Genomic DNA, 23819 nt, shown 5'->3' on the forward strand with positions numbered 1-23819 from the left:
TTTTGTTTATACAAAGGTAAATCAGAACAGGATAATAGTCTTTTTAGTATCTTCGCTACTTATAGCACAATAAAGACATTTTTATGCAAAAGTACCCCGTTTATAGTGTTCAGAATTTTAGCTGTAACGATATTCATCGTGATTTTTATGTGAATACTTTTAAAGAACATCTGAAGAGTCATAGTTTTGTAGAAGAACCACATCGTCATGACTCGTATTTAATGGTTTTTTTTACCAAAGGTTCGGGAAAACATGAAGTCGATTTTGATCAATTCGAAATAAAAAGAGGAAGTCTTTTTGTTTTACAACCAGGACAAATGCATCATTGGAGTTTGTCTGAAGACATTGAAGGTTTTGTAATTATCTTTTCGCAGGAATTGTATAATCTGTATTTCGGACAAAAAAAGATCAACGATTATAATTTTTACCATTCCATTCATAACCGACCAGAAATGGTTTTTGAAGAAAAAGAAATTCCAAAAATCCAGCCTTATTTTGATTTGCTGATTCAGGAAAACAATCAGAATAATAAATTGCAATTGGATAAAATGCTGAATTTACTAGATTGTATTCACATTGAAATTTCAAGAAAATACAGCGAAACGTATTCGCATCAAGCACATTCGTACAATATTAAAATCAACAAATTTGAATCGCTTTTAGAGGAATATTTCAGAATTGAAAAGCTTCCATCTTTCTACGCAGAAAAATTAAATATTACATTGAAACATCTAAACAGAATCTGCAATGAAATTCTGCAAAAAACAGCAACAGAAGTTATCACAGATCGTGTAATTCTGGAAATAAAAAGAATGCTTATCGATAAACAATTAGCAATAAATGAAGTAGCATTCAAAGTAGGTTACGAAGATTATTCGTATTTCTCCCGATTCTTCAAAAAACAAACCGGAATGTCTCCAACAGACTTTAGAAATACTGCGCGATAAGTTTTTTCGCCACGACCGGAGCGATAGCGAACGGACGAAGTAATTCACGAATTTTTTTGCCACAGATTTAAAGGATTATTTGGATTAAATCTGTGAAAATCTTTTTAATCTGTGGCAAAAGAAAAAAATAATTCGTGAATTCGTGGCAAACAAAAAAAAGCCTGCACTTCCTAAAAAGTACAGGCTTCTTAACCAACCAAATTAAAACCTATTTTATAAGATTAAGCTTGTTTTGCAAATTGTAATTCAATGTTCAAACGAACTTCTTCTCCAACTAAAACACCACCAGTTTCAAGAGCTGAGTTCCAGTTTAATCCCCAATCTTTACGATTGATTTTACCTTCAATATTTAAACCTACTTTAGTATTTCCCCATGGATCAGTCATGATTCCGCTAAATTCTACAGGAAATTTTACTGTTTTAGAAACACCTTTAATAGCTAAATCTCCAGTTAATTCATATTCTCCATCATTGATTTTTTTGAATGATGAACCTGTGAAAGTTAATTTTGGATGATTTTCGGCATCAAAGAAATCTCCACTTCTCAAGTGGCCATCTCTGTCTGCATTTGCAGTGTCGATAGAAGCGATATCACCAGAAAACTGGATATCAGCATTTTCGAAGTTATCTCCGTCTGTAGTAATTGTTGCATCGTATGTTCCAAATTTACCTGAAACATTTGTAAACATCATGTGTTTAACTTTAAAACCAATTTCTGAATGTGTTGGGTCAATTGACCATTTTGTAGTTGCCATAATTTTTATTTTTAAATAATTAATTTCATTTTGATAGGACAAAGTTACGGTGGTAGTAAGCGTAACACACTTAACCTAGATTAAGAAATGAAAATGTGTTTTTTTTATTTCTTAAATTGATTGTATTAAAAATACAATTCTCAGGTAGGTTAAAATTATTTTTTAGGAAAAGTTTAATAAAAAAAGAAACGATAACAATCTGTATTCCAGATTGATTACCGTTTCTTGAAAAAAAAGTATTAATTGTAATCTTCAAATTAATAGTTCATCGGAATATCCATCAATAAAAATTCAGCATCTGTATTTGCTTTGATAGTTAAAGTGTCAGTTCCTGAAATTCCAACTGCATCACGAGTGTTTAATTCCTGACCGTTGATCGTAACATTTCCTTTTAAAACGAAAGCATAAACTCCGTTTCCTTCTTTTTTTATTTTATATTCTGTTGCAATTCCAGCATCAAAATTCCCCATATTAAACCAGGCGTCCTGATGAATCCAAACACCTTCGTCATCTGCATTTGGAGATAAAATTTGAGCCAATTTATTATGTCTGTCAGCAACATCCAAAGTAATTTGTTGGTAACGTGGTGTAACATTTCTTTTGTTTGGAAACAACCAGATTTGCAATAATTTGGTTTGCTGATCAGCATTTGGATTAAACTCACTATGCTGAACTCCAGTTCCGGCGCTCATCACCTGAATATCACCATTTTTGATGATTTCGGTATTTCCCATACTGTCTTTGTGAGCCAAATCACCTTCTAACGGAATCGTAATAATTTCCATATTATCGTGAGGATGCGTTCCAAAACCCATTCCGCCTGCAATTGTATCATCGTTCAAAACACGAAGTGCTCCAAACTGAATTCTATCCGGATTGTACCAGCTTGCAAAACTAAAACTGTGATAAGCATTTAGCCATCCGTGATTTGCATTTCCTCTTGTTTCTGCTTTGTGCAATACTATATTTTCCATGATCTGTGTGTTTTGTTATTTTATAGTACAAAGATACTATCAAGGTCAAAGAAAAGCACTTAATGTAGATTAAGAAAAGTTTTTGTCAGGTTCTGAGGAGCTAAGGTGCTGAGATGCTAAGGTTTTTTAGGAGCAGAAATTTTTAGATTCAAAAGACGTGACGTCCCGCTATCCGTTTCAATCTTTTGTATCTCGTTAAAGAAACGAGACACAAAAGGATTTCCACTTCTATCGGGGCTATGCTAGAAGTGTTATTTCCATAAGTCGTTGTATATATGTCTTAAAAATATAGTAACCGCATAGTTTGTCATTCCGAGGAACGAGGAATCTCCGCAAGTAGCTCCTTACAGCATGTCTTCAATCTTTGTCGAGTTTCTTGCGGAGATTCCTCGTTCCTCGGAATGACAAATAACGTGTGATAAAAACACAGAAACAAATTATTTAATCCTAATCAATTTTCCTTTTCCAACCACTTCATCAAGGTAATTCGCAGCCGAACTTTGCTTATCATGCATATAAAATGGAATAGTATCCTTTTTGATTTGATCTTTTGAAATACTAATAATTAAATCAGTATTTATGAAATTCTCCAGGAGTATTACATTGCCATAAGAAATTTTCCCTTTTGGCAAATACTTGTTGTCAAAAGCAAAAACACTGTCATTAAAAGTAATTTTATCTTTTTGGATATAAGAATTGTCGTCTTCTATCAAATAATTATAACGCCCGGTAAGCTTATCTGTTTTCTGGATAAAGCTAATGGAAAGAAGTGTTATTATTAAGGCAAAATATTTCATAATGTTTTAACTGAACTGATTTATAAACTGCTGTACAACTGCATCCGTATTTTCATGACGTTTTTTCTTTTCCAGTTCAATCGGCGGTGCAGCTCTTTCTAAACAATTTTTTACATCACAAGTTTCACACGTAACACCAACAATCCTTTTAACTAACGGTTTTCCTTCAATGAATTTGAATTTCTTTTTCATGGTCTGATTAATTAGAATTCCAACAGAAATACTTCGAATAGTATCATGCAAAAAAGGATCTTTTGTAGCCGATGAAAAGACCAAATATTCATTGCCGCTATGAACGTAACTTGAAATTTGGGCATCAAAAAAATGAGGTTTGTTTTGTTTGATCGCTTCGTCTATGGTTTTTACAGAAACCCATCGTCGGCAATAATGTTCGTTGGTTTCGTTGGCGTGCGGTTCTTGTTGATTCGTAATATGTAATTCTTTTTTGATCTGATAAATATCAGAACCAAGTGGATGTGACATTCTTAAAAAGAATAAATTTTTCAGTTGAAAATCCTTAGGCAATAAATTGGTTAATCTCTGATAAAACGATTCTGGAGAAACTTCAAAACTTTCAATCAGCGCCACGAATTCTTCAGGATTTGGTTTTTCGTTAAGTAAAAAATTATTGATTTTGTTAACCACCAATTGTCTTGGCAATAATAAGGCTCCGGCAAAATAAGAAGCATAAAAATTATGCAAAACCTGATCAAAATTTTCAAACTTGATCCAGCTGAAAGTCAGTAAACGATCTGAAATTTTTAAATAATTATAGGCGATTTCTTTAGCTAAAATAAAAGCCCTTTGCGGAGCATCGATTTCTGTAGAAAGCAATAAAGTCTTGCTTTTCGGAACATAAATTGAACGCAAATCGCCCAAAGCTTCCTGATCTGTAAAAGCGATTTCCTTGATGTTGTATTCGTATTCTTCTTTTAAAATTGCTTCTAATTCTTCGATAGTAATTTTGGAATCTAAATTGATCTGAAATGACTTCGAAAACGCAATTACTTTTTCTTCTAAATCTTCAAAATAATTACTGTGCGCTTCCTGATAAGAACGCAAAGCGGCTAAAAAGAAGCTTTCACGACTTAAATTATAATGTTGAGCGATTTCGATAATCGTACTGATAAACGCATTGACTTTTGCCGGAGCGTTCGCAATAATGTCAATCAAATCAGCTTCCTGAATTCCGAAAAGCTCAAGCGGAATCTCTTTTAAAATTCCGGATTTCAAGATTTCGCCAATCGGAGCGAGGTTGTTATCGAGTTTTAAAGATACCATTTGGTCGTAAGTAACGTCCAAATGTTCACAGAGAAGTAAAATCTTATCTGTTTTTGGATATTTTTTTCCCTTTTCAATCTCGTTTAAATACGATTTTGAAAGATTTGTCAATTTGGCTAAACCAAAAAGTGACAGATTTTTTTGAGTACGAACTTGCTTCAGTTTTAGTCCGAAGATCAGCTTTATATAGTCTTTTTCGATATCCATGAACCAAATATAACTATTATAAAAATAATCGCCAAAAAATTATTTTTAATATTTAGCGAACGTTCGCTTGTTTTGTAAAAAACTTTTTTCTAATATTGTGGTGTAGAAATTATTAATAGTCAAAACGTTACGATTTTGTATTCTGAAATGAATAAATGATAATGTAACGATGAAATTTTTTTCTAATAAAAAAATAAAACCACAGCTATGAAAAACCAATTAGAAATTACCGAAACGGCAATGGAATTTTTAGCCGAAAAGAAGCTTCGTTATCCAAAAATCTGGACAGAAGAAGCGATTGTTTTTATAACCGAATTGCATCGAAAATTCGAATCGCAACGAAAATTATTGCTTTTGCAGAGGGAACAAAAACAAGTCACTTTTGATCAGGGAATCATGCCGACTTTTATTCCGGAAACCAAAAGTGTAAGAGAAGGTAATTGGGTGGCTGGAGAAATTCCAAAAGATTTATTAGATCGAAGAGTTGAAATTACCGGACCGGTTGATCGTAAAATGATTATCAATGCTTTGAACTCGGGAGCCAAAACTTTTATGGCCGATTTTGAAGACAGCACTTCGCCAACCTGGCAAAACCTTATGGATGGTCAAGTAAATTTAATCGATGCGGTTAACAAAACAATTGCTTATACGGATTTGATAAAACAGAAATCCTATCATTTAAATGAAAAAATTGCAACGCTAATTGTACGTCCGAGAGGTTTGCATTTGCCGGAAAAACATCTTTTAATTGAAGGAAAAGAAGTTTCGGGTTCTTTGATAGATTTTGGTTTGTATGTTTTTCACAATCATAAAAGACTTTTAGAAAACAATTCTGGCCCCTATTTCTACATTCCGAAATTGGAACATTATCTGGAAGCACGTTGGTGGAATAATGTAATTGATTTTACCGAGGATTATTTGAAATTGAAACGCGGAACGATAAAAGTGACGGTTTTAATTGAAACCATTACGGCAAGTTTTCAATTGGATGAAATCATTTACGAATTGAAAGAACATATCGTAGGCTTGAACTGTGGACGCTGGGATTATATTTTCTCATATATCAAAAAGTTCAGAAAAAATCCAAAATTCATCGTTCCGGACCGCGATCAGGTAAACATGACGTCTCCTTTTATGAATGCCTATTCAAATTTAGTTATTCAAAGATGTCATAAAAGAGGAATTCATGCCATTGGAGGAATGGCCGCGCAAATTCCGATTCGAAATAATGAGGAAGCCAATGCAATTGCTTTCGCAAAAGTAAAAACCGATAAAGAGAGAGAAGTTCGAAACGGTCATGACGGAACCTGGGTAGCACATCCTGATTTAGTTTTATTGGCAAAAGAAATTTTTGATAAAGGAATGCCAACGCCAAATCAAATTCACATTAAAAGAGAACATCGAAAAATTACAGAAGCTGATTTAATTGAACCACCAATTGGAATCATCACTGAAAATGGCGTTCGAAAAAATATCAATGTAGGAGTTTTATATCTGGCTTCATGGCTGAACGGACAAGGTGCTGCCGCATTGCATAATTTAATGGAAGACGCCGCAACGGCTGAAATTTCGAGATCGCAATTGTGGCAATGGCTTCAGAATAAAGTGCTTTTAGATAATGGCAAAAAATTAGATATGGCTTATTATCACGAATTGTCTTTAGATGAATTCAGAAAAATTAAAGAAGAATTAGGCGAAGAAAATCACGAAAAACAACAATTTCCACTAGCAGAAAAAGTACTAGAAAGATTAGTTGTAAATACTGAATTTGTTGACTTTTTGACTATTCCGTGTTACAAATATTTATAACGCTGAGATTTTTAAACACATAGAAACATAGGTTATAAATGTGAATAAAAGAATTTTGAAAAAATCTAGATTTTCACACATAGCTATGTTTGTTTTAAACAAATGAAATGCCTTAACCATAAAGAAAAGCTATGTTTCTATGTGTTAAAAAAAATAAGTCCAGTTAAACTGAACACTTTTAACTGTGGACTGAACACTATTACTTACTAACCACTTTAACTATACTATTTATGAAAACAACAGAAGACAGAATTCAGGAATTGATTAACGATTGGATCACGAACCCGAGATGGAAGGGTGTTGAACGTCCTTACACTGCGAGTGAAGTAGTTACACTTCAGGGGTCTTATCATATTGAGCATTCTATTGCCAAAATGGGAGCGCAAAAATTATGGAGAAAGTTAAAAAGTCAGGATTTTGTGGCTGGTTTGGGCGCGTTGACTGGAAATCAGGCGATTCAGGAAGTCGATGCGGGTTTAGAAGCGATTTATTTAAGCGGATGGCAAGTTGCAGCCGATGCAAATTTGGCGGGAGAAATGTATCCTGATCAATCACTTTATCCGGTAAACAGCGTTCCGATGGTGGTTAAAAAAATTAATAATGCATTGTTACGCGCTGATCAGATTCAGACTGTAAATAATATTGAAGATAAAAAAGATTATTTAGTTCCGATTGTGGCTGATGCCGAAGCAGGTTTTGGGGGAAACCTAAATGCTTTCGAATTAATGAAATCGATGATTGAATCCGGAGCTTCTGGAGTTCATTTTGAAGACCAATTAAGTTCGGCTAAAAAGTGTGGACATCTGGGAGGAAAAGTTTTAGTTCCAACTCAAGAAGCGATTAATAAATTAATTGCTGCACGTTTGGCTTCAGATGTTATGGGTGTTTCAACTTTAATTGTAGCGAGAACGGATGCAGAAGCCGCAAATTTATTGACAAGCGACGCAGATCCTAGAGATAGAAAATTTTTAACTGGGGAAAAAACGGCTGAAGGTTTTTTCTATGTAAAAAACGGAATAGAGCAAGGAATTGCAAGAGGTTTGAGCTATGCACCTTATGCCGATTTAATTTGGATGGAAACCAGTAATCCGGATTTAGAATTTGCAAGAAAATTTGCAACGGCAATGAAAAAAGAATTCCCTGATAAAATGTTGGCTTATAATTGTTCTCCGTCTTTTAATTGGGCAGCAAAATTAACGGTTGCCGAAATGGAAACGTTTAGAGAAGATTTGGCGGCAATGGGATATAAATTCCAGTTCATTACTTTGGCAGGTTTCCATGCTTTGAATACAAGTATGTTTGAATTGTCAAAAGCGTATAAAGAACGCGGAATGGCAGGATATTCTGAATTGCAGGAACGCGAATTCGCTTTACAGAAAAATGGATTCAGAGCGGTAAAACACCAGGCTTTTGTGGGGACTTCTTATTTCGATGCTGTACAAAATACCGTTATGATTGGAAAATCAACCATAACAGCAATGGAACATTCTACGGAGGTTGAGCAATTTTAATTCAAAAGAAAAGCCAGTTCATTGAACTGGCTTTTTTTGTTTTTTTTCAGCCACGAATTCACGAATTTTTATTTTCAAAGATTATCAAAAAATAATTCATGAATTGCTTCGCCCGTTCGCTATCGCTCGGGTCGTGGCGGAAAACTTTATTTCTTCAAAAGTCTAGCCTTCATTTTGCTGAAAAATTCTGGTGTTACACCAATGAAAGAAGCGATTTGTTTTTGAGGAACTTTGTGAACCAATGTTCCGTATTTCTTAGTGAATTTTTCAAAACGTTCTTCGGCAGGTAAACTTAAATTATCCATTAAACGTTGTTGATTCGCCACTAATGAATTTTCAATCAAAATCCTGAAGAAACGTTCTAATTTTGGGATTTCAAGATATAATTGTTCCTGGTTTTCTTTTGAAAGTGAAACCACTTCGGCTTCTTCCAGAACTTCAATAAAAAGCTGACCCGGTTTTTGCGAAAAGAAACTGTACATATCACTCATCCACCAGCCTTGGCAGGCAAATGCTAAAACATGTTCAACAATATTATCATTGATATTAAAGCTTCTTAAAATTCCCGAATTTACAAAATACGAATGTTTGCAAACTTCGCCCGCATTTAATAAAATTGTTTTGGCTTTGTAAGTGTTGGTTTCTAATTTGGATAAAAAATGAGCTTGTTCTTCTGGCGTTAGCGAAACGTGTTTGGCAATATTTTCAAGAATTAACTCCATTATTTTTCTTTTACTAAAGTGAATGAAGTCGCTTTAAAACGATTGTTTTCTACTTTTCCGGTAACCGAAGCTTTGCGAATTGCATTGCAAAAACCATCTTTTGCATGTGCATCGCCATGTTCATCAATTGTAGTTCCGTCAACAAAATAAGCTTTTCCGTCGATTCGAACGGCTAAATCACAACCATTTCCTTTCATCCCAAATTGACATTCGCCACAAGCTGTTTCTACAATTTGAGGTTTTTCGGTTGTTTTTTTATCCTGAGCCTGAGTTGCGATTCCAACAAATAGGAATACTATAAATAGTGCTTTTTTCATTTTTAAGAATTTACGGTTATTAATTTAGAAGTTGCTTTGGCACGCTCTACAATTTCTTCAATTGGAGTTGCAAGAGAATCGTGACTTAAGACAACTCCCATTCGGCGATACGGTCTTGAAGTTGGTTTTCCAAAAATCCTGAAATCTGTTTTTGGTAAAGCCGCTACTTTCTCGATTCCGGTAAAAATTGGATTTGTAGAATCTTCAGATGCTAAAATTACGGCACTTGCTCCGGCTTTTTCTAAAGTAATTTCGAAAATGGGAAGACTTAAAATTGCACGTAAATGCAATTCAAATTCGTTGAAATTCTGAGTTCCTGCTAAAGTTACCATCCCAGTATCATGCGGACGTGGAGAAAGTTCAGAGAAATAAACGCCTTCTTTAGTAAGGAAAAATTCAACTCCAAAAAGTCCAGCTCCGCCAAGCGCTTCGGTAATTTTTTCGGCCATATCTTGTGCTTCGTATAAGTCTTTTTCTGAAACCAAAGCCGGTTGCCAGCTTTCCTGATAATCACCGCGTTCTTGTCTGTGGCCAATTGGAGCGCAAAACAATGTTGGGTTATTATTTTGAGTAATCGTTAAAAGTGTAATTTCTGAATCAAAATCAACAAAAGCTTCCACAATAACTTCAATAACATCGCCACGCGAACCCGCAACCGCATATTGCCAAGCTTTTTCGATATCGCTTTCTGTTTTGATAGTAGATTGTCCTTTTCCAGACGAAGACATTAAAGGTTTTACTACGCACGGAATTCCAACTTCCTGAACGGCTTTTTGAAGTTCTTCTGCTGAAGTTGCATATTGGTATTTGGCTGTTTTTAGTCCAAGTTCTTTTGAAGCTAAATCACGAATGGCTTTACGGTTCATGGTAAAGTTGGCCGCTTTCGCTGAAGGAACAACGGTAATTCCTTGTTTTTCGTAATCGTAAAAACGTTCGGTGCGAATGGCTTCTATTTCAGGAACTATAAAATCGGGTTTATGTTTGGCTACGATTCGGTCCAGTGCTTCGCCGTCGAGCATGTTGATTACTTCAAAACCGTGAGCAACCTGCATGGCTGGTGCATTTTCGTAACTATCAACTGCAATTATGGTTTGTCCGATTCGTTGAGCGGCAATGACAAATTCTTTGCCTAATTCGCCTGAACCGAGGAGTAGTATTTTCATAGGGGGAGTTTGAAATTTTGGAATAGTAAAAGTAGGAAAAAATGTTTTTAACCGCAAAGTTCGCAAAGATATACGCGAAGAACGCAAAGCTTTGTTTTGAAGTAAAATAAAAAGGTTCGCAAAGATTATTAAAATCTTTGCGAACCTTGCGTAATCCCTTTGCGAACCTTGCGGTTAAACTATCTAGTGAAAATGATCTTCTTCAATTTCAAATTCGGCATCTTTTTCCCAAATTTCCATTTCACAAGGTTTACAGTTAAATTTAAGTTTGTATTCGAGTTCACCTTGTTTCAATACCAATGGTTCTTTTACCTTAACACCAACAATGTCTTTTTGGTGTATCGGGCATTTTTTTAATTCGTATTTGATGCAATATTTCGTTGTCATTACACGAGATTTTCCAGGGTCCCATTGTAATTCGAATGCTTTTTCGATTTCGGTAACACCATGACGTTCGTAGAATTTACGAGCAGTTTTGTTTGAAACATTGTACATGAAATCTAATTTAGTTTCAGGATACGGATGTGACGTTTTTACCAATTGGTGTTCTTCGCGTTTGTAATTTGCCAAACGAATTTCAGTTAACTGATCGTAAACTGTTCTTCTCATTTCGTTGATTTTTGAAATAGGAAGGAACCAGTTTTGAGAAAACATAATGTTGATTTCATCAGCAGTATAAGGGGTAAAACCTGTTTTTGCTAATTGCGTTTTGATATTTTCTTCGATTGATTCGCCAGTTTTAGTCTGCTCTTTTGAGTGTTCTAAATTTACGATGCTTACATTTCCGTCTTCATCGGTAGCGATTAACTCAAAACCTGATTCATTTTCTGTAAGTAATAAAGTCGTGCTGATTTTTCGAACCGCACTATCTTCTCTTTCAACAATTTTAATAAAAGCAGCGTCGTTATTTCTGTAAATAAAAGTTCCGTCTTTTATTTCTTTAAGAACGTTTGGATATATTTTACCGTTTTCGGCTTTGTTTACGTAGATTCCGTCCGCTTCGTTGTTTTCGTTGATGAAACAAAGTCCGTCACCGTTATTTAGGAATTCGCCGTTTTCGATTTCGTAAGCGTTTCCAACAGTTCTGATTAATTTACCAATATATTGACCTTTTGATTTTGGGCTTTCCCAAGAACCAATAGAGCTGTGTCTTTCGTTTACAAAATAATCGGTGTAACCGCGGTTGAAAGTTCTGCTCAAAGACGAATCAAAAGTATAAGTACATTTTCCAGAAGAAGCTTTCATGTATTTATCGCTTCCTTCGCCTTCTAAATAACTATCTAGTTTTTGGCGTAAATACGATACGTTATTTTTTACATAAACAACATCTTTTAATCTTCCTTCAATTTTAAAGGAAACAATTCCAGCTTCAATTAAATTCGGAATCTGTTCTGAAATATCTAAATCTTTAATCGAAAGCAAGTGACTGTTTTTGATTAAAGTTTCTCCGTTTCCGTCGATTAAGTTATAAGGTAAACGACAGTTTTGAGCGCAAGAACCACGATTAGCGCTGCGTTCTCCGTTGGCCACACTCATATAACAGTTTCCACTAAAAGAAACACATAAAGCTCCGGTTACGAAAAATTCTAATTCAACATCGGCGTGGTCGTATATCGTTTTAATTTGATGTAGATTTAATTCGCGTGCTAAAACGACACGTTTGATTCCGGCATCTTTAAGGAATTTAATTTTGTCCGCATCACGATTATTGGCTTGTGTACTGGCGTGAAGTACGATAGGAGGTAAGTCCATTTCCATAATCGCCATATCCTGAATAATCAAAGCATCGACACCAATATCGTATAATTCCCAAATCATTGAGCGACAGGTTTCTAATTCATTGTCGTATAAAATGGTATTCATAACGACAAAAACCTGAGCGTTAAATAAATGCGCATATTGCACTAAAGCGGCAACATCTTCAATAGAGTTGTTGGCATTTGAACGGGCACCAAATTGTGGAGCACCAATATAAACGGCATCGGCTCCACTGTTTATGGCAGCCATTCCCCCAATTAAATCTTTTGCTGGAGCTAATATTTCAATCTTCTTCTTCATTTCTAGTACTTTAGGCTTTTGTGGTATTCACGCAAAAAAGTTTGCAAAGTTCTTATAAATAATTCGAGTTTGCTAATACTGAAGTGACTTTTTTTGAAATAGTTAGGTTATATGGAATGAATTGATTTTATTTCTCGTCAACGGATTAAAATCCATGATGAATGAAAACAAAAAAACTACCCAGTTTTATAAACCAGATAGTTTTCTTCTCAAAAAAAATAGCATCAATTATTATGACGATCTTTTCGTTTTAATTTTATCCAATGTACTTTGGATGCTGTTTAATTGTTTTGAAACAATGGCAATTTGACTTCCGTCCAATTCATTTTTCTCAAGTGCCATTTTGAATTTTTCAACGGCAGCTTCTTCTCCTGTAATACAAGCATTGATAATGGCTTCAGTATCTCCACCTGTGAAAGATGACTTAATGTCAATCCAGGTACGGTGTAAAGCTCCTAATGGACCTCCACCAGAAGTATCTGTTGATTTTCCCAGTTTATTGATTTGATCTTGTAATTCAACTATGAATAAGGCACGTTCGCGGGCGTACTCTAAAAAATCAGCTTTGATAATAAGATCTTCTACGTGTTCTGCTGCATTGGTGTATCCTAGTTTCCCGTCTTCCAAAATAGAAATTAATCCTTCTAAAGTATTAACTGCTTCTGTTGTGGTTTCTTCTGTATGTATCATAACTTTTAATTTTAAATTAATGTATAATACAAAGTTGGGATTTTAATGAACCTTATGTCTTATAGAATTACAATGAGTGTTTATAAGATTGTGGAATGGGAATTTTGAAAGCGAAAATTTGTTTCATGCAGATATTGCAGATTTTTTTTATTTCTTTTGAAATGAAACTTCTCATTGACCGTTTTGCGTGAGGGATAGTAGTGGAAAACCCATAGCCTGACGAAGGAAGTGCGAGGACTTGTAGCGGATAGCCCGGTTCGCCGCGACGAAACACGCCCAAAATAAGCATAAAAAAAACAGCTTAAAGTATAAAGTGATGAAACTTTGAACCTTAAGCCGTTTTAATAAAACTATTTATATTTTTATACAGTCAAAGCTTCTTTGATTCTGCGTAATGCTTCTTTTAAAATATCATCGCTTGTCGCGTAAGAAAAACGAATACAATTTGGATTTCCGAAAGCGTCACCTGTTACCGTTGCTACGTTAGCCTCAGCTAAAAGATACATCGAAACATCGTTTGCATCTTTAATTTCAGTTCCTCTTAAAGTTTTTCCGAAGAAAGAAGAAACGTCTGGGAATACGTAAAAAGCTCCTTCAGGAACGTTGATTTTTACTCCTGGAATTTCTTTTAATAACCCAACTACTAAATCTCTACGCGTGTGGAAAGCCTGAACCATGTGGTTTAATACACTTGGATCTGCATCTACAGCAGTAATTGTAGCGCGTTGTGCTACAGAATTTGCTCCTGAAGTTACTTGTCCCTGAATTTTTGTACATGCTTTTGCAATGAATTCAGGTGCTCCGATATAACCAATTCTGTATCCTGTCATTGCGAATGCTTTTGCAACTCCGTTTACAGTGATTGTTTTTTCTAACATTCCAGGAATTGAACCGATACTGCAGAAAGTTCCAGAGAAATTGATGTGCTCATAAATCTCATCTGCAACTACATATATATTTGGATGTTTTTCTAAAACTTTTGCAAGCGCTGTTAACTCTTCTCTGCTGTAAACAGAACCTGAAGGGTTACAAGGCGAACTGAACCACATCATTTTTGTTTTTGGTGTGATAGCAGCTTCTAATTGTTCTGGAGTGATTTTGAAATCAGTATCTACAGAAGTTGGAACTTCAACAGGAACTCCGCCTGAAAGTTTTACAATTTCGAAGTAAGATACCCAATATGGTGCAGGTAAGATAACCTCGTCACCATCGTTTAGCATTACTTGTGCAATGTTGTATAAAGATTGTTTTGCTCCTGTAGAAACTACGATTTGAGTTGGTTTGTACTCTAATCCATTGTCTCTTTTGAATTTTATGGAGATTGCTTCTCTCAATTCTAAATAACCTTCTACTGGAGAATAGGTGCTATAATTTTCGTCAACTGCTTTTTTAACAGCTTCTTTAATAAAGTCTGGTGTATTGAAGTCTGGTTCGCCCAAACTTAAACTGATAATGTCTTTTCCTTGTGCTTTTAATTCACGTGCTAAAGCAGCCATTGCCAAGGTTTGTGATGTCGCTAAGTTGTTAATTCTGTCCGAAAGAATATGATTCATTATAAAAATTTTGAATGTCCTTAATTTCAACTTTAATTAAGGAAGGTTAATTATTAATAGATTTTTTATGCTAGTTCAGGTTTCATTCCAAGATCACGTAAATGCTTAAAGTGAGCAATTACGGCATCTGTCATCGTTCTGTATTCGTAATACGGTAAGTTGCATTCTTTTGCAGTTTCTTTTACAATTTTTGCAATTTTACCATAATGAATATGGCTGATATTTGGAAAAATATGGTGTTCGATTTGGTGATTCAATCCGCCAGTGTACCAGTTTACGATTGCGTTTTTAGGTGCAAAATTAGTTGTAGTAAACAATTGGTGAATGGCCCAGGTATTGTCCATTTCGCCTAATTCGTTTGGTGATGGATTTGTAGTTTCTTCTACAACGTGTGCTAATTGAAAAACAACACTCAGAATTAATCCTGCAGTATAGTGCATGATGAAGAAACCAATTAAAACTTTCCACCACGTGATTCCTATAACTAACGGAAGAACAATCCAGATAGAAACATAAATTACTTTCGTGATGATTAAAGTTGTCCAAAGAATTTTTGGGCTTTTTGGTTCTCCGTAAGATAATTTTCTTTTTAAGTAACTTCTCATTTGCTTAAAATCGGTTGTAATAGCCCAATTGAAAGTCAACAATCCGTATAAGAAAACAGAATAATAATGTTGAAAACGGTGAAAACTATGCCATTTCGCATCTTTTGTAAAACGAATAATTCTTCCGGCATCTAAATCTTCGTCGTGTCCGGGAATATTAGTATAGGTATGGTGTAATACATTGTGTTGTACTTGCCAGTTGTAAACGTTTCCTGCGAGAACATAAATAGTTCCGCCCATGAATTTGTTGATCCAGTTTTTAGTTGAAAATGAACCGTGATTTCCGTCGTGCATTACGTTCATTCCAACTCCAGCCATTCCAATTCCGATAACGATTGATAATAGCAGCATTACCCAAAACGGCATGTCAAGCGTAAGGATTAAAAAGTAAGGTGTTAAAAAAACAGCAAATAAAATGACCGCTTTTAAGTGTAACTTCCAATTTCCAGTTTTCTGAATATTATTCTCCTTGAAGTAATTGTTTACCCGAGAGTTAAGTGTTCTGAAAAATTTCAGATTGTCTTGCCTTGCAAATGTAGGTGCGGTGTTATTCATAACTATTTTAAATAGGTTTCAAAGGTAATTATTATAAATTCTCAATTTGCAAAATTGAGTTAAATATTTCAATCGTAAAGTAGTACTTTTGTTAAAAAATTAGAGCAATGGATGAGATATTGAAATATTTTCCGGATTTGACCGATCTTCAAATCGAACAATTTCAAAAATTAGACTTTTTATACCACGATTGGAATGAAAAAATCAATGTAATTTCAAGAAAAGATATTGATGCCTTATATACAAAACATATTTTGCATTCGCTTGGAATTGCAAAAATCATGAAATTCGAACCGGGAGCAACAGTTTTGGACGTTGGAACTGGTGGAGGATTTCCAGGAATCCCGTTAGCGATTCTTTTTCCGGAAACTCGTTTTTATTTGATTGACGTAATTGCCAAAAAAATAAAAGTGGTTCAGGGTGTCGTTGATGCATTAGAATTAAAAAATGTAAAAGCTGAACAAAAACGTGCTGAATTGGTAAAAGGAGATTTCGATTTTATTGTAAGTCGTGCCGTTACCAACATGCCGGATTTTGTTTCGTGGATAAAAGATAAAATTAAGAAACAGCATAAACATACTTTGAAAAATGGAATTCTTTATCTTAAAGGAGGAGATTTAACCGAAGAATTGGCTGCTTTTCCAAAAGCTACTTTATACGATTTGGCAGATATTTTTGAAGATGAATTTTTTGAAACCAAAAAAGTCGTGCATTTGCCGTTAAAGTTTCAGCCTTAGAAAAAAGTTTTTCTTGTTTCAGGTTTCAAGTTTTGTTGGAATCTATAAAAAAATAAAAGCCGAATCTAAATTTAGATTCGGCTTTTTTATATTGACTTTAAGACTTTCGACTTTCCAACTTTAAGACTATCCTAAAAATGGATATCTGTAATCTTCCGGAGTAACAAAAGTTTCTTTGATCGTTCTTGGAGAAGCCCAACGTAGTAAGTTCAATGCAGAACCTGCTTTATCGTTAGTTCCTGAAGCTCTCGCTCCACCAAAAGGCTGCATTCCAACAACAGCTCCTGTTGGTTTATCGTTGATGTAGAAGTTACCAGCAGCATTTTGCAATTTCGTAGTCGCTACTTCAATAGCATAACGATCTTGACTAAATACAGCTCCGGTTAAAGCATACTCAGAAGTAGTATCAACTAATTCTAAAGTCTCTTCCCATTTTGCATCTTCGTAAACATAAATCGTGATAACTGGTCCGAATAATTCGGTTTCCATTGTGGTATATTTTGGATTTGTAGTTACAATAACTGTTGGCTCAATAAAGTAACCTACAGATTTATCGTAATTTCCACCGATGATGATTTCAGCATCAGCATCTTTTTTAGCCTGATCGATATAACTCGCTAATTTATCAAAAGAACCTTCGTGAATAACTGCAGTAATAAAGTTTCCAAAATCTTCCGGAGAACCCATTTTCATTGATTTTACATCGGCAATTAATTGTTCTTTTACAGCTGGCCATAAACTTTGCGGGATATAAGCTCTTGAAGCTGCAGAACATTTTTGTCCTTGAAATTCAAATGCACCACGAGTAATACCTGTAGTCACTTGTTTTACGTTAGCGCTTGGGTGTGCAATGATAAAATCTTTACCACCAGTTTCTCCAACGATTCTTGGATATGTTTTGTAATTGTGAATATTTGCACCAATTTTAGCCCAGATATCTTTAAATACGTGAGTTGATCCTGTGAAGTGAACTCCAGCAAAATCGCGGCTTGCTAAAACAGTATCAGTAATCATTAAAGCGTCTCCAAAAACAACGTTGATAACGCCATCAGGAACACCAGCTTCTTTGAAAACTTCGATAATTATTTTTGCAGAAAAAACCTGGCTATCACTTGGTTTCCAAACCACAACGTTACCCATCATAGCAGCACTTGCAGGAAGGTTTGCAGCGATAGCAGTAAAGTTAAAAGGAGTAATTGCGTAAACAAAACCTTCAAGAGGTCTGTATTCTAAACGATTCCATGTTGTAGAATCAGATTTTGGCTGATCTCCATAAATTTGAGTCATGAACTCTACGTTGTAACGTAAAAAGTCAATCAATTCGCAAGAAGCATCAATTTCTGCCTGGTGAATATTTTTAGATTGTCCAATCATAGTTGCAGCGTTGATACGAGCTCTGTATGGACCAGCAATAAGTTCAGCAGCTTTTAAGAAAATAGCAGCACGTTGTTCCCATGCCATATTTGCCCATGCTTTTCTTGACTCAAGTGCATTGGCAATTGCTTTTTCGATATGTTGTTTTTCAGCTAAATGATAAGTTCCAACGATATGTTTGTGATCGTGTGGAGCTGAAATAGTTTTAGTATTTCCAGTTTTGATTTCTTCACTTCCAATGTATAATGGCACATCAATTTTTGAGTTCCACATTGTAGTGTAAGCTGCCTGAACGGCTGCTTTTTCTGGTGAGTTTGGTGCGTAACCTTTTACTGGTTCGTTTACCGCTTTTGGTACATGAAAGAATCCTTTTAACATGGGATAAATTATTTTAAAATTACGAATTGTCTAATTTTTTACAAAAGTACAAATGAAAATTTGATTATATCACAATACAATATTAAAAAGTTGTAATTTAATAAACTAATCCCGCGAAACTATAAAATGACTTGATTGATAAATAGTTAAATTTGATACAATGTCCCTAAATGGTTTGTAAAACAGCAAAATGGTAACCAAATGAAAATCCCACTCTTAGCTTTTAATGATAAAGGAATTTACTGTCAACAGGCCGACGTTTATCTCGATCCGTGGCGGCCAGTAAAAAATGCAATTATTACACACGGGCATGCTGATCATTCGCGTTGGGGAAATCAAAATTATATTACACACCACACCAATATTCCAATAATCCGACATCGGTTAGGAGAAATAAATGTTACGGGAAAAGAATGGGGAGAAACCTTTGTAATCAACAATGTGAAATTTTCTCTGCATCCTGCCGGACACATTATTGGGAGTTCTCAAATTCGGGTAGAACACAAAGGCGAAGTCTGGGTTTTTACCGGAGATTATAAAACCGAAGATGACGGAATTTCTGTTCCGTATGAAGTTGTAAAATGCGACACTTTTATAACCGAATGTACTTTTGGTTTGCCCGCCTTTAACTGGACGCCGCAAGCCGAAGTAATTACAGAAATTAATAATTGGTGGGCAGAAAATAAGGCAGATGGAAAAACTTCGATTCTTTTTGGATATTCTCTGGGTAAAGCGCAACGACTTTTGAAATATCTTGATACCGATATCGGAACGATTTATACGCACGGCGCTATAGAAAACATGACGAATGTTTTACGTCCAATGGTTGATTTTCCACCCACGACATTAGTGACGCGTGAAACCAAAAAAGAAGATTTATTAGGAAACATTGTTCTTGCACCACCAAGCGCGCACGGAAGTATCTGGATCAGAAAAATGACACCTTTTGTGACGGGTTCTGCCAGTGGCTGGATGGCGTTTCGCGGAGCAAGACGCAGACGCGCTATTGATAAAGGTTTCGTTTTGAGTGATCATTGTGATTGGTTTTCTTTATTGGATAGTATAAAAGCGACAGGAGCAGAAAAGATAATTTGTACACACGGTTATACCGATATTTTCTCCAAATATTTAAGAGAATTGGGTTACGATGCCAGAACCGAAAAAACGCAATATGAAGGCGAAACGGCTGAAATGGAAAAGGAAGTTGAAACTGAGAAAGAAATAGAATGAAAAACTTCGCCCAACTTATAAAGACACTTGACAGTTCGAATAAAACGAACGTAAAAGTCGACGCCCTGACTACGTATTTTAAAAATGCATCGCCAGAGGATAAAGTTTGGACTATTGCCATTCTTTCACATCGTCGTCCGCCAAGACCTGTTAATACAACTTTATTGCGTATTTGGGCAAATGAATTGGCTAATATCCCACTTTGGCTTTTTGAAGAAAGTTACCATATTGTTGGCGATTTGGCTGAAACAATTGCGTTGATTATTCCCACTACAAAAGAACATTCTGATAAAAGTTTAACGGAATATCTTCAGGAAATTATAGCCTTAAAAAAGAAATCTGATGTAGAAAAAAAGGAATATCTTCATCAAAACTGGCTGGCATTGAATTATTACGAACGTTTTGTTTTTACCAAATTAATTACCGGAAGTTTAAGAATCGGCGTAAGCCAAAAATTAATGACCAGAGCACTTTCAAAAGCAGAAGATGTTGATGAAGATGCTTTGGCGTATAAATTAATGGGAAATTGGGATCCAAACACGATCACTTTTCAGGAATTGATTTTGGATGAAAAGAACAGCGATTATTTATCAAAACCTTATCCGTTTTATTTGGCGTATCCCATTGAAGGCGAAATTGATAATCTTGGAAATCCCGAAGATTGGTCAGTAGAACATAAGTGGGACGGAATTCGATCACAGACAATCATCCGCGAAAGCGAAATTTATGTATGGTCAAGAGGCGAGGAGTTGGTAACTGATAAATATCCGGAGTTTCAATCTTTTGTTGGTTTGATTCCAAACGGAACTGTAATTGATGCCGAAATTTTAGCTTTTCCGGAAGGAGAAATTGGAACTTTCAATGATTTACAAACTAGAATTGGTCGCAAAACGATATCAGCAAGTTTACTCGAAAAAGTCCCTGTAATTTTAAAGGCTTACGATATTTTAGAATGGGAAGGTCAGGATATTCGAAATTTACCTTATTCCGAAAGAAGATTATTATTAGAACAATTATATGATTCCATTAAAGATAAAACAGCCGCTTTTCAATTATCAGAAAGAGTTTTACTCCATTCCTGGGAAGATGTTGCGGCAGAAAGAATGCGCGCCCGAGAAATGAAAAGCGAAGGGTTAATGATTAAACGCAATGATTCGACGTACCAGGTAGGAAGAAAAAAAGGCGATTGGTGGAAATGGAAGATTGAACCCTTAGTGATCGACGCCGTTTTAACTTATGCAATGCGTGGTCACGGGCGACGATCGAATCTGTTTACCGATTATACTTTTGCGCTGTGGCAAACAAATGAAAAAGAAGAAAGAGAACTCGTAACTTTCGCAAAAGCCTATTCCGGTTTAACCGATGCGGAATTCAGGAAAGTAGATGATTTTATCAAAAAAAACACTTTAGAAAGATTTGGTCCCGTTCGAAGTGTTACACCAAAATTAGTTTTCGAAATTGGTTTCGAAGGAATCGCACTTTCCAAAAGGCATAAAAGTGGTGTTGCAACACGTTTTCCAAGAATTTTAAGATGGCGACAAGACAAAAAAATTGAAGATGCCAATTCAATTGAAGATTTAAAAAGTATGATTTCGTAAAAGGTTCAAAGGGACAAAGTAACAGAGTTTCAAAGAAAAAAACCTTAGGAAACCGCTTTGTCCCTCTGAGCCTTTGCAACTTTGAACCTTATAAAAAATGAACAGAGAAGAACTATATACAATTGCAGAAAACTGGTTTCGGGATCAGGGTTGGAAATCTTTTCCGTTTCAAACTCAAACCTGGACTGCATTTCTGCAAGGCAAAAACGGTTTATTGAACGCTCCAACGGGAAGCGGAAAAACCTATGCTTTATGGTTTCCCATCGTTCTTGATTACATCAAAACAAATCCTGACTTTAAAACTAAACATAAACCCGGATTAAAAGCAATTTGGATTACGCCTTTGCGAGCACTTTCTGTCGAAATAAAACAAGCAGCTGAACGAATTATTACCGATTTAGATTTGCCATTGACTGTTGGAATTCGTTCCGGAGATACTTCGCAAAGTGAACGAACAAAGCAAAGCAAAAAAATGCCAGATTTATTGATTACAACTCCTGAAAGTCTGCAACTACTTTTAGCATCAAAGGAATTTGCCAAAACCTTTGCGAACTGCTCTGCAATTGTTGTTGATGAATGGCATGAATTATTAGGTACAAAGCGTGGTGTTCAAATGGAATTGGCTTTGTCCCGATTAAAAACAGTTGCGCCAAAAATGAAAATTTGGGGAATTTCCGCCACTATTGGAAATCTCGAATTAGCACAACAAGTATTGTTAGGTGTCAATTCAGAAGCGTATGAAAATTCGGTTTTGATTAAAGCACACATCAACAAAAAAATAAAAATAGAATCGATTCTCCCTGAAAAAATGGAAAGTTACCCGTGGCGCGGGCACATGGGTTTGCACTTGATTGATGAGGTGGCAAAAATCGTCAGAAAAAGCAAAACAACTTTGATTTTTACGAATGTACGTTCTGCTTGTGAAATGTGGTTTCAGGCGCTCTTAGAAAAATATCCGGAATTTGCCGGCGATATGGCGATGCATCATGGAAGCATTAGCAGAGAAACGCGTTTGTGGGTAGAAAATGCCATAAGAGATGAGGAATTAAAAGTGGTTGTTTGTACATCTAGTTTAGACTTAGGTGTTGATTTTGCGCCGGTAGAAACAATTATTCAGGTTGGCGGACCAAAAGGTGTTGCACGATTTTTACAAAGAGCCGGAAGAAGCGGTCATCAACCCGGCAAAGAAAGTGTAATTTACTTTTTGGCGACACATGCAATGGAATTGATAGAAGCTTCTGCCTTAAAAAAAGCGGTTGCTAAAACTGTTGTCGAAGATCGAATGCCATATTTGAACAGTTGGGATGTGTTGGTGCAATATCTCAATACTTTAGCGGTTTCCGATGGCTTTTTCCCAAATGAAATTTTTGAAGAAGTCAGACAAACATTCTGTTTTCAGAATATTACAAAAGAAAACTGGAATTGGGTCTTAAATTTTATCACAAATGGAAGTCAGAGTTTACAAGCCTATGATGAATATAAAAAAGTAGAAATTGAAGAAGACGGACGTTTTAAAATCAACAGCCGACTTATCGCTATGCATCATCGAATGCAGATTGGAACAATTGTTGGCGATGCAGCTTTAAACGTTAAGTTTTTAAGTGGAGGTTATATTGGCTCGATTGAAGAATGGTTTGCTTCAAAATTACAACCTGGCGATGTTTTTACATTTGCGGGAAAAAGATTAGAATTGTTTCGGGTTAAAAACATGCAGGTTTTAGTTCGAAAAGCAGATCCGAAAAAAGCCTCTCGTGTTGTAAGCTGGATGGGCGGACGTATGACATTATCAGCGCAAATGAGCGAATTGTTGCGAGAAGAATTATATGCTGCAAATACAGAAAATTTAACACCCGAATTAAAAGCTTTGCGTCCTCTTTTTGAAAGACAACGCAAAGAAAGTATCGTTCCCAATGATAATGAATTTTTAATTGAAACCTTTAAAACGCGAGAAGGTTTTCATGCCATTTTCTACCCTTTTGAAGGGCGTTATGTTCATGAGGCATTGGCAAGTTTAATTTCGTATCGCATTAGTTTGCTTTCGCCGATTACTTTTTCTCTGGCGTATAATGACTACGGATTTGAGCTATTATCAGATCAGGAAATTGATATGCAGGCGGTGTTTGATAATAACTTATTTACAACAGAATATGTTCATCATGATTTGCAAAAAAGCCTGAATTCTACTGAAATGGCACGAAGAAAATTTCGGGATATTGCCGTTATCGCTGGTTTAGTTTTCACAGGAATGCCTGGAAAACCAATTAAAACAAGACATTTGCAAAGCGGATCGCAGTTGCTTTTTGAAGTTTTTCGCGATCACGAACCTGATAATTTATTGCTGCAACAAGCTTTTATAGAAACATTTGAACATCAGTTAGAAGAAGGGCGTTTGATTCAGGCGATGGAAAGAATCAATAGCCAGAATATTGTTTGGAAGCAATGCAATAAGCCAACTCCATTTAGTTTTCCGATAATCACAGATCGACTTAGAGAAAAATTATCCAGCGAAACTTTGCAGGAAAGAATTAAAAAGATGACGGCCAGCTATATGAAATAAG

19 protein-coding genes are annotated in these 23819 nt (G+C 35.5%); 7 read left to right on the forward strand and 12 right to left on the reverse strand.

Features of this window, described 5'->3' with window-relative positions; genetic code table 11:
* The first annotated feature begins 83 nt into the window (after positions 1 to 83).
* Positions 84 to 947: a helix-turn-helix domain-containing protein gene (locus tag AC1RRN_RS07490; RefSeq protein WP_492966709.1), complete on the forward strand. Its 864-nt coding sequence runs from the start codon at positions 84 to 86 to the stop codon at positions 945 to 947.
* Positions 948 to 1168: 221 nt separating this feature from the next.
* Here the strand turns inward: AC1RRN_RS07490 and AC1RRN_RS07495 are convergent, their stop codons facing one another.
* The 4 genes from AC1RRN_RS07495 to AC1RRN_RS07510 all read right to left on the reverse strand — a co-directional run bounded on the left by AC1RRN_RS07495 (position 1169) and on the right by AC1RRN_RS07510 (position 4961).
* Positions 1169 to 1702: a YceI family protein gene (locus tag AC1RRN_RS07495; protein WP_492966710.1), complete on the reverse strand. Its 534-nt coding sequence runs from the start codon at positions 1700 to 1702 to the stop codon at positions 1169 to 1171.
* A 257-nt stretch (positions 1703 to 1959) separates the two neighbouring features.
* Positions 1960 to 2676 carry a pirin family protein gene (locus AC1RRN_RS07500; RefSeq protein ID WP_492966711.1) on the reverse strand — a complete coding sequence of 239 codons (717 nt, stop codon included), beginning with the start codon at positions 2674 to 2676 and terminating at the stop codon, positions 1960 to 1962.
* Between the two features lie 437 nt (positions 2677 to 3113).
* A complete protein-coding gene (locus AC1RRN_RS07505; protein WP_492966712.1) occupies positions 3114 to 3473 on the reverse strand; it encodes a hypothetical protein in 360 nt (119 codons plus the stop codon).
* A 6-nt stretch (positions 3474 to 3479) separates the two neighbouring features.
* The gene (locus tag AC1RRN_RS07510; RefSeq protein ID WP_492966713.1) at positions 3480 to 4961 is read right to left on the reverse strand and encodes a helix-turn-helix domain-containing protein; all 1482 of its coding nucleotides are present in this window, start codon (positions 4959 to 4961) and stop codon (positions 3480 to 3482) included.
* A 207-nt stretch (positions 4962 to 5168) separates the two neighbouring features.
* Here AC1RRN_RS07510 and aceB point away from each other — a divergent pair, with 207 nt between their 5' ends.
* Entirely contained in the window at positions 5169 to 6770 is a 1602-nt protein-coding gene (gene aceB / locus AC1RRN_RS07515; protein ID WP_492966714.1) for a malate synthase A, read from the forward strand.
* A 230-nt stretch (positions 6771 to 7000) separates the two neighbouring features.
* Complete coding sequence (gene aceA, locus AC1RRN_RS07520; protein ID WP_492966715.1) at positions 7001 to 8281, forward strand: isocitrate lyase; 1281 nt, start codon at positions 7001 to 7003, stop codon at positions 8279 to 8281.
* Positions 8282 to 8427: 146 nt separating this feature from the next.
* Here aceA and AC1RRN_RS07525 read toward each other — a convergent pair whose 3' ends face one another.
* From AC1RRN_RS07525 to AC1RRN_RS07555, 7 genes are all read right to left on the reverse strand, one after another.
* Entirely contained in the window at positions 8428 to 9003 is a 576-nt protein-coding gene (locus AC1RRN_RS07525) for a Crp/Fnr family transcriptional regulator (protein ID WP_492966716.1), read from the reverse strand.
* Positions 9003 to 9320 carry a DUF6370 family protein gene (locus AC1RRN_RS07530; protein ID WP_492966717.1) on the reverse strand — a complete coding sequence of 106 codons (318 nt, stop codon included), beginning with the start codon at positions 9318 to 9320 and terminating at the stop codon, positions 9003 to 9005. Before AC1RRN_RS07530 ends, AC1RRN_RS07525 begins: the two co-directional genes overlap by 1 nt.
* 2 nt (positions 9321 to 9322) lie before the next feature.
* Positions 9323 to 10483, reverse strand: a complete 1161-nt coding sequence (gene purT / locus AC1RRN_RS07535) for a formate-dependent phosphoribosylglycinamide formyltransferase (protein ID WP_492966718.1) — start codon at positions 10481 to 10483, stop codon at positions 9323 to 9325.
* Positions 10484 to 10666: 183 nt separating this feature from the next.
* Positions 10667 to 12541, reverse strand: a complete 1875-nt coding sequence (locus AC1RRN_RS07540; RefSeq protein ID WP_492966719.1) for a peptidase U32 family protein — start codon at positions 12539 to 12541, stop codon at positions 10667 to 10669.
* A 231-nt stretch (positions 12542 to 12772) separates the two neighbouring features.
* A complete protein-coding gene (locus tag AC1RRN_RS07545) occupies positions 12773 to 13231 on the reverse strand; it encodes a ferritin-like domain-containing protein (RefSeq protein WP_026985616.1) in 459 nt (152 codons plus the stop codon).
* 362 nt (positions 13232 to 13593) lie between these two features.
* A complete protein-coding gene (locus AC1RRN_RS07550; RefSeq protein WP_492966720.1) occupies positions 13594 to 14784 on the reverse strand; it encodes a pyridoxal phosphate-dependent aminotransferase in 1191 nt (396 codons plus the stop codon).
* A gap of 65 nt (positions 14785 to 14849) precedes the next feature.
* Positions 14850 to 15944, reverse strand: a complete 1095-nt coding sequence (locus AC1RRN_RS07555; RefSeq protein ID WP_492966721.1) for a fatty acid desaturase family protein — start codon at positions 15942 to 15944, stop codon at positions 14850 to 14852.
* A 107-nt stretch (positions 15945 to 16051) separates the two neighbouring features.
* Here AC1RRN_RS07555 and rsmG point away from each other — a divergent pair, with 107 nt between their 5' ends.
* The gene (gene rsmG, locus AC1RRN_RS07560) at positions 16052 to 16681 is read left to right on the forward strand and encodes a 16S rRNA (guanine(527)-N(7))-methyltransferase RsmG (protein ID WP_194658041.1); all 630 of its coding nucleotides are present in this window, start codon (positions 16052 to 16054) and stop codon (positions 16679 to 16681) included.
* 126 nt (positions 16682 to 16807) lie between these two features.
* Here rsmG and pruA read toward each other — a convergent pair whose 3' ends face one another.
* Complete coding sequence (gene pruA / locus AC1RRN_RS07565; RefSeq protein ID WP_492966722.1) at positions 16808 to 18433, reverse strand: L-glutamate gamma-semialdehyde dehydrogenase; 1626 nt, start codon at positions 18431 to 18433, stop codon at positions 16808 to 16810.
* Positions 18434 to 18634: 201 nt separating this feature from the next.
* Between pruA and AC1RRN_RS07570 the strand changes: the two genes are divergently transcribed.
* The 3 genes from AC1RRN_RS07570 to AC1RRN_RS07580 all read left to right on the forward strand — a co-directional run bounded on the left by AC1RRN_RS07570 (position 18635) and on the right by AC1RRN_RS07580 (position 23818).
* The gene (locus tag AC1RRN_RS07570) at positions 18635 to 19663 is read left to right on the forward strand and encodes a ligase-associated DNA damage response exonuclease (RefSeq protein ID WP_492966723.1); all 1029 of its coding nucleotides are present in this window, start codon (positions 18635 to 18637) and stop codon (positions 19661 to 19663) included.
* Positions 19660 to 21261: an ATP-dependent DNA ligase gene (locus AC1RRN_RS07575; protein WP_492966724.1), complete on the forward strand. Its 1602-nt coding sequence runs from the start codon at positions 19660 to 19662 to the stop codon at positions 21259 to 21261. Before AC1RRN_RS07570 ends, AC1RRN_RS07575 begins: the two co-directional genes overlap by 4 nt.
* A gap of 97 nt (positions 21262 to 21358) precedes the next feature.
* On the forward strand, positions 21359 to 23818 hold the full coding sequence (locus AC1RRN_RS07580; RefSeq protein ID WP_492966725.1) for a ligase-associated DNA damage response DEXH box helicase: 2460 nt from the start codon (positions 21359 to 21361) through the stop codon (positions 23816 to 23818).
* Position 23819 lies beyond the last annotated feature (1 nt).

The sequence above is a fragment of the Flavobacterium sp. GW821-FHT11G01 genome (genome assembly GCF_058808175.1).

Excerpts from the sequence above, each read along its gene's own strand:
- aceB (WP_492966714.1), top strand. The coding sequence starts at position 5,169 with ATGAAAAACCAATTAGAAATTACCGAAACGGCAATGGAATTTTTAGCC.
- AC1RRN_RS07510 (WP_492966713.1), bottom strand. The coding sequence starts at position 4,961 with ATGGATATCGAAAAAGACTATATAAAGCTGATCTTCGGACTAAAACTG.
- AC1RRN_RS07550 (WP_492966720.1), bottom strand. The coding sequence starts at position 14,784 with ATGAATCATATTCTTTCGGACAGAATTAACAACTTAGCGACATCACAA.
- AC1RRN_RS07495 (WP_492966710.1), bottom strand. The coding sequence starts at position 1,702 with ATGGCAACTACAAAATGGTCAATTGACCCAACACATTCAGAAATTGGT.
- AC1RRN_RS07545 (WP_026985616.1), bottom strand. The coding sequence starts at position 13,231 with ATGATACATACAGAAGAAACCACAACAGAAGCAGTTAATACTTTAGAA.
- AC1RRN_RS07575 (WP_492966724.1), top strand. The coding sequence starts at position 19,660 with ATGAAAAACTTCGCCCAACTTATAAAGACACTTGACAGTTCGAATAAA.
- AC1RRN_RS07570 (WP_492966723.1), top strand. The coding sequence starts at position 18,635 with ATGAAAATCCCACTCTTAGCTTTTAATGATAAAGGAATTTACTGTCAA.
- AC1RRN_RS07580 (WP_492966725.1), top strand. The coding sequence starts at position 21,359 with ATGAACAGAGAAGAACTATATACAATTGCAGAAAACTGGTTTCGGGAT.
- AC1RRN_RS07525 (WP_492966716.1), bottom strand. The coding sequence starts at position 9,003 with ATGGAGTTAATTCTTGAAAATATTGCCAAACACGTTTCGCTAACGCCA.
- AC1RRN_RS07505 (WP_492966712.1), bottom strand. The coding sequence starts at position 3,473 with ATGAAATATTTTGCCTTAATAATAACACTTCTTTCCATTAGCTTTATC.
- AC1RRN_RS07500 (WP_492966711.1), bottom strand. The coding sequence starts at position 2,676 with ATGGAAAATATAGTATTGCACAAAGCAGAAACAAGAGGAAATGCAAAT.
- aceA (WP_492966715.1), top strand. The coding sequence starts at position 7,001 with ATGAAAACAACAGAAGACAGAATTCAGGAATTGATTAACGATTGGATC.
- pruA (WP_492966722.1), bottom strand. The coding sequence starts at position 18,433 with ATGTTAAAAGGATTCTTTCATGTACCAAAAGCGGTAAACGAACCAGTA.
- AC1RRN_RS07490 (WP_492966709.1), top strand. The coding sequence starts at position 84 with ATGCAAAAGTACCCCGTTTATAGTGTTCAGAATTTTAGCTGTAACGAT.
- purT (WP_492966718.1), bottom strand. The coding sequence starts at position 10,483 with ATGAAAATACTACTCCTCGGTTCAGGCGAATTAGGCAAAGAATTTGTC.
- AC1RRN_RS07530 (WP_492966717.1), bottom strand. The coding sequence starts at position 9,320 with ATGAAAAAAGCACTATTTATAGTATTCCTATTTGTTGGAATCGCAACT.
- AC1RRN_RS07540 (WP_492966719.1), bottom strand. The coding sequence starts at position 12,541 with ATGAAGAAGAAGATTGAAATATTAGCTCCAGCAAAAGATTTAATTGGG.
- AC1RRN_RS07555 (WP_492966721.1), bottom strand. The coding sequence starts at position 15,944 with ATGAATAACACCGCACCTACATTTGCAAGGCAAGACAATCTGAAATTT.
- rsmG (WP_194658041.1), top strand. The coding sequence starts at position 16,052 with ATGGATGAGATATTGAAATATTTTCCGGATTTGACCGATCTTCAAATC.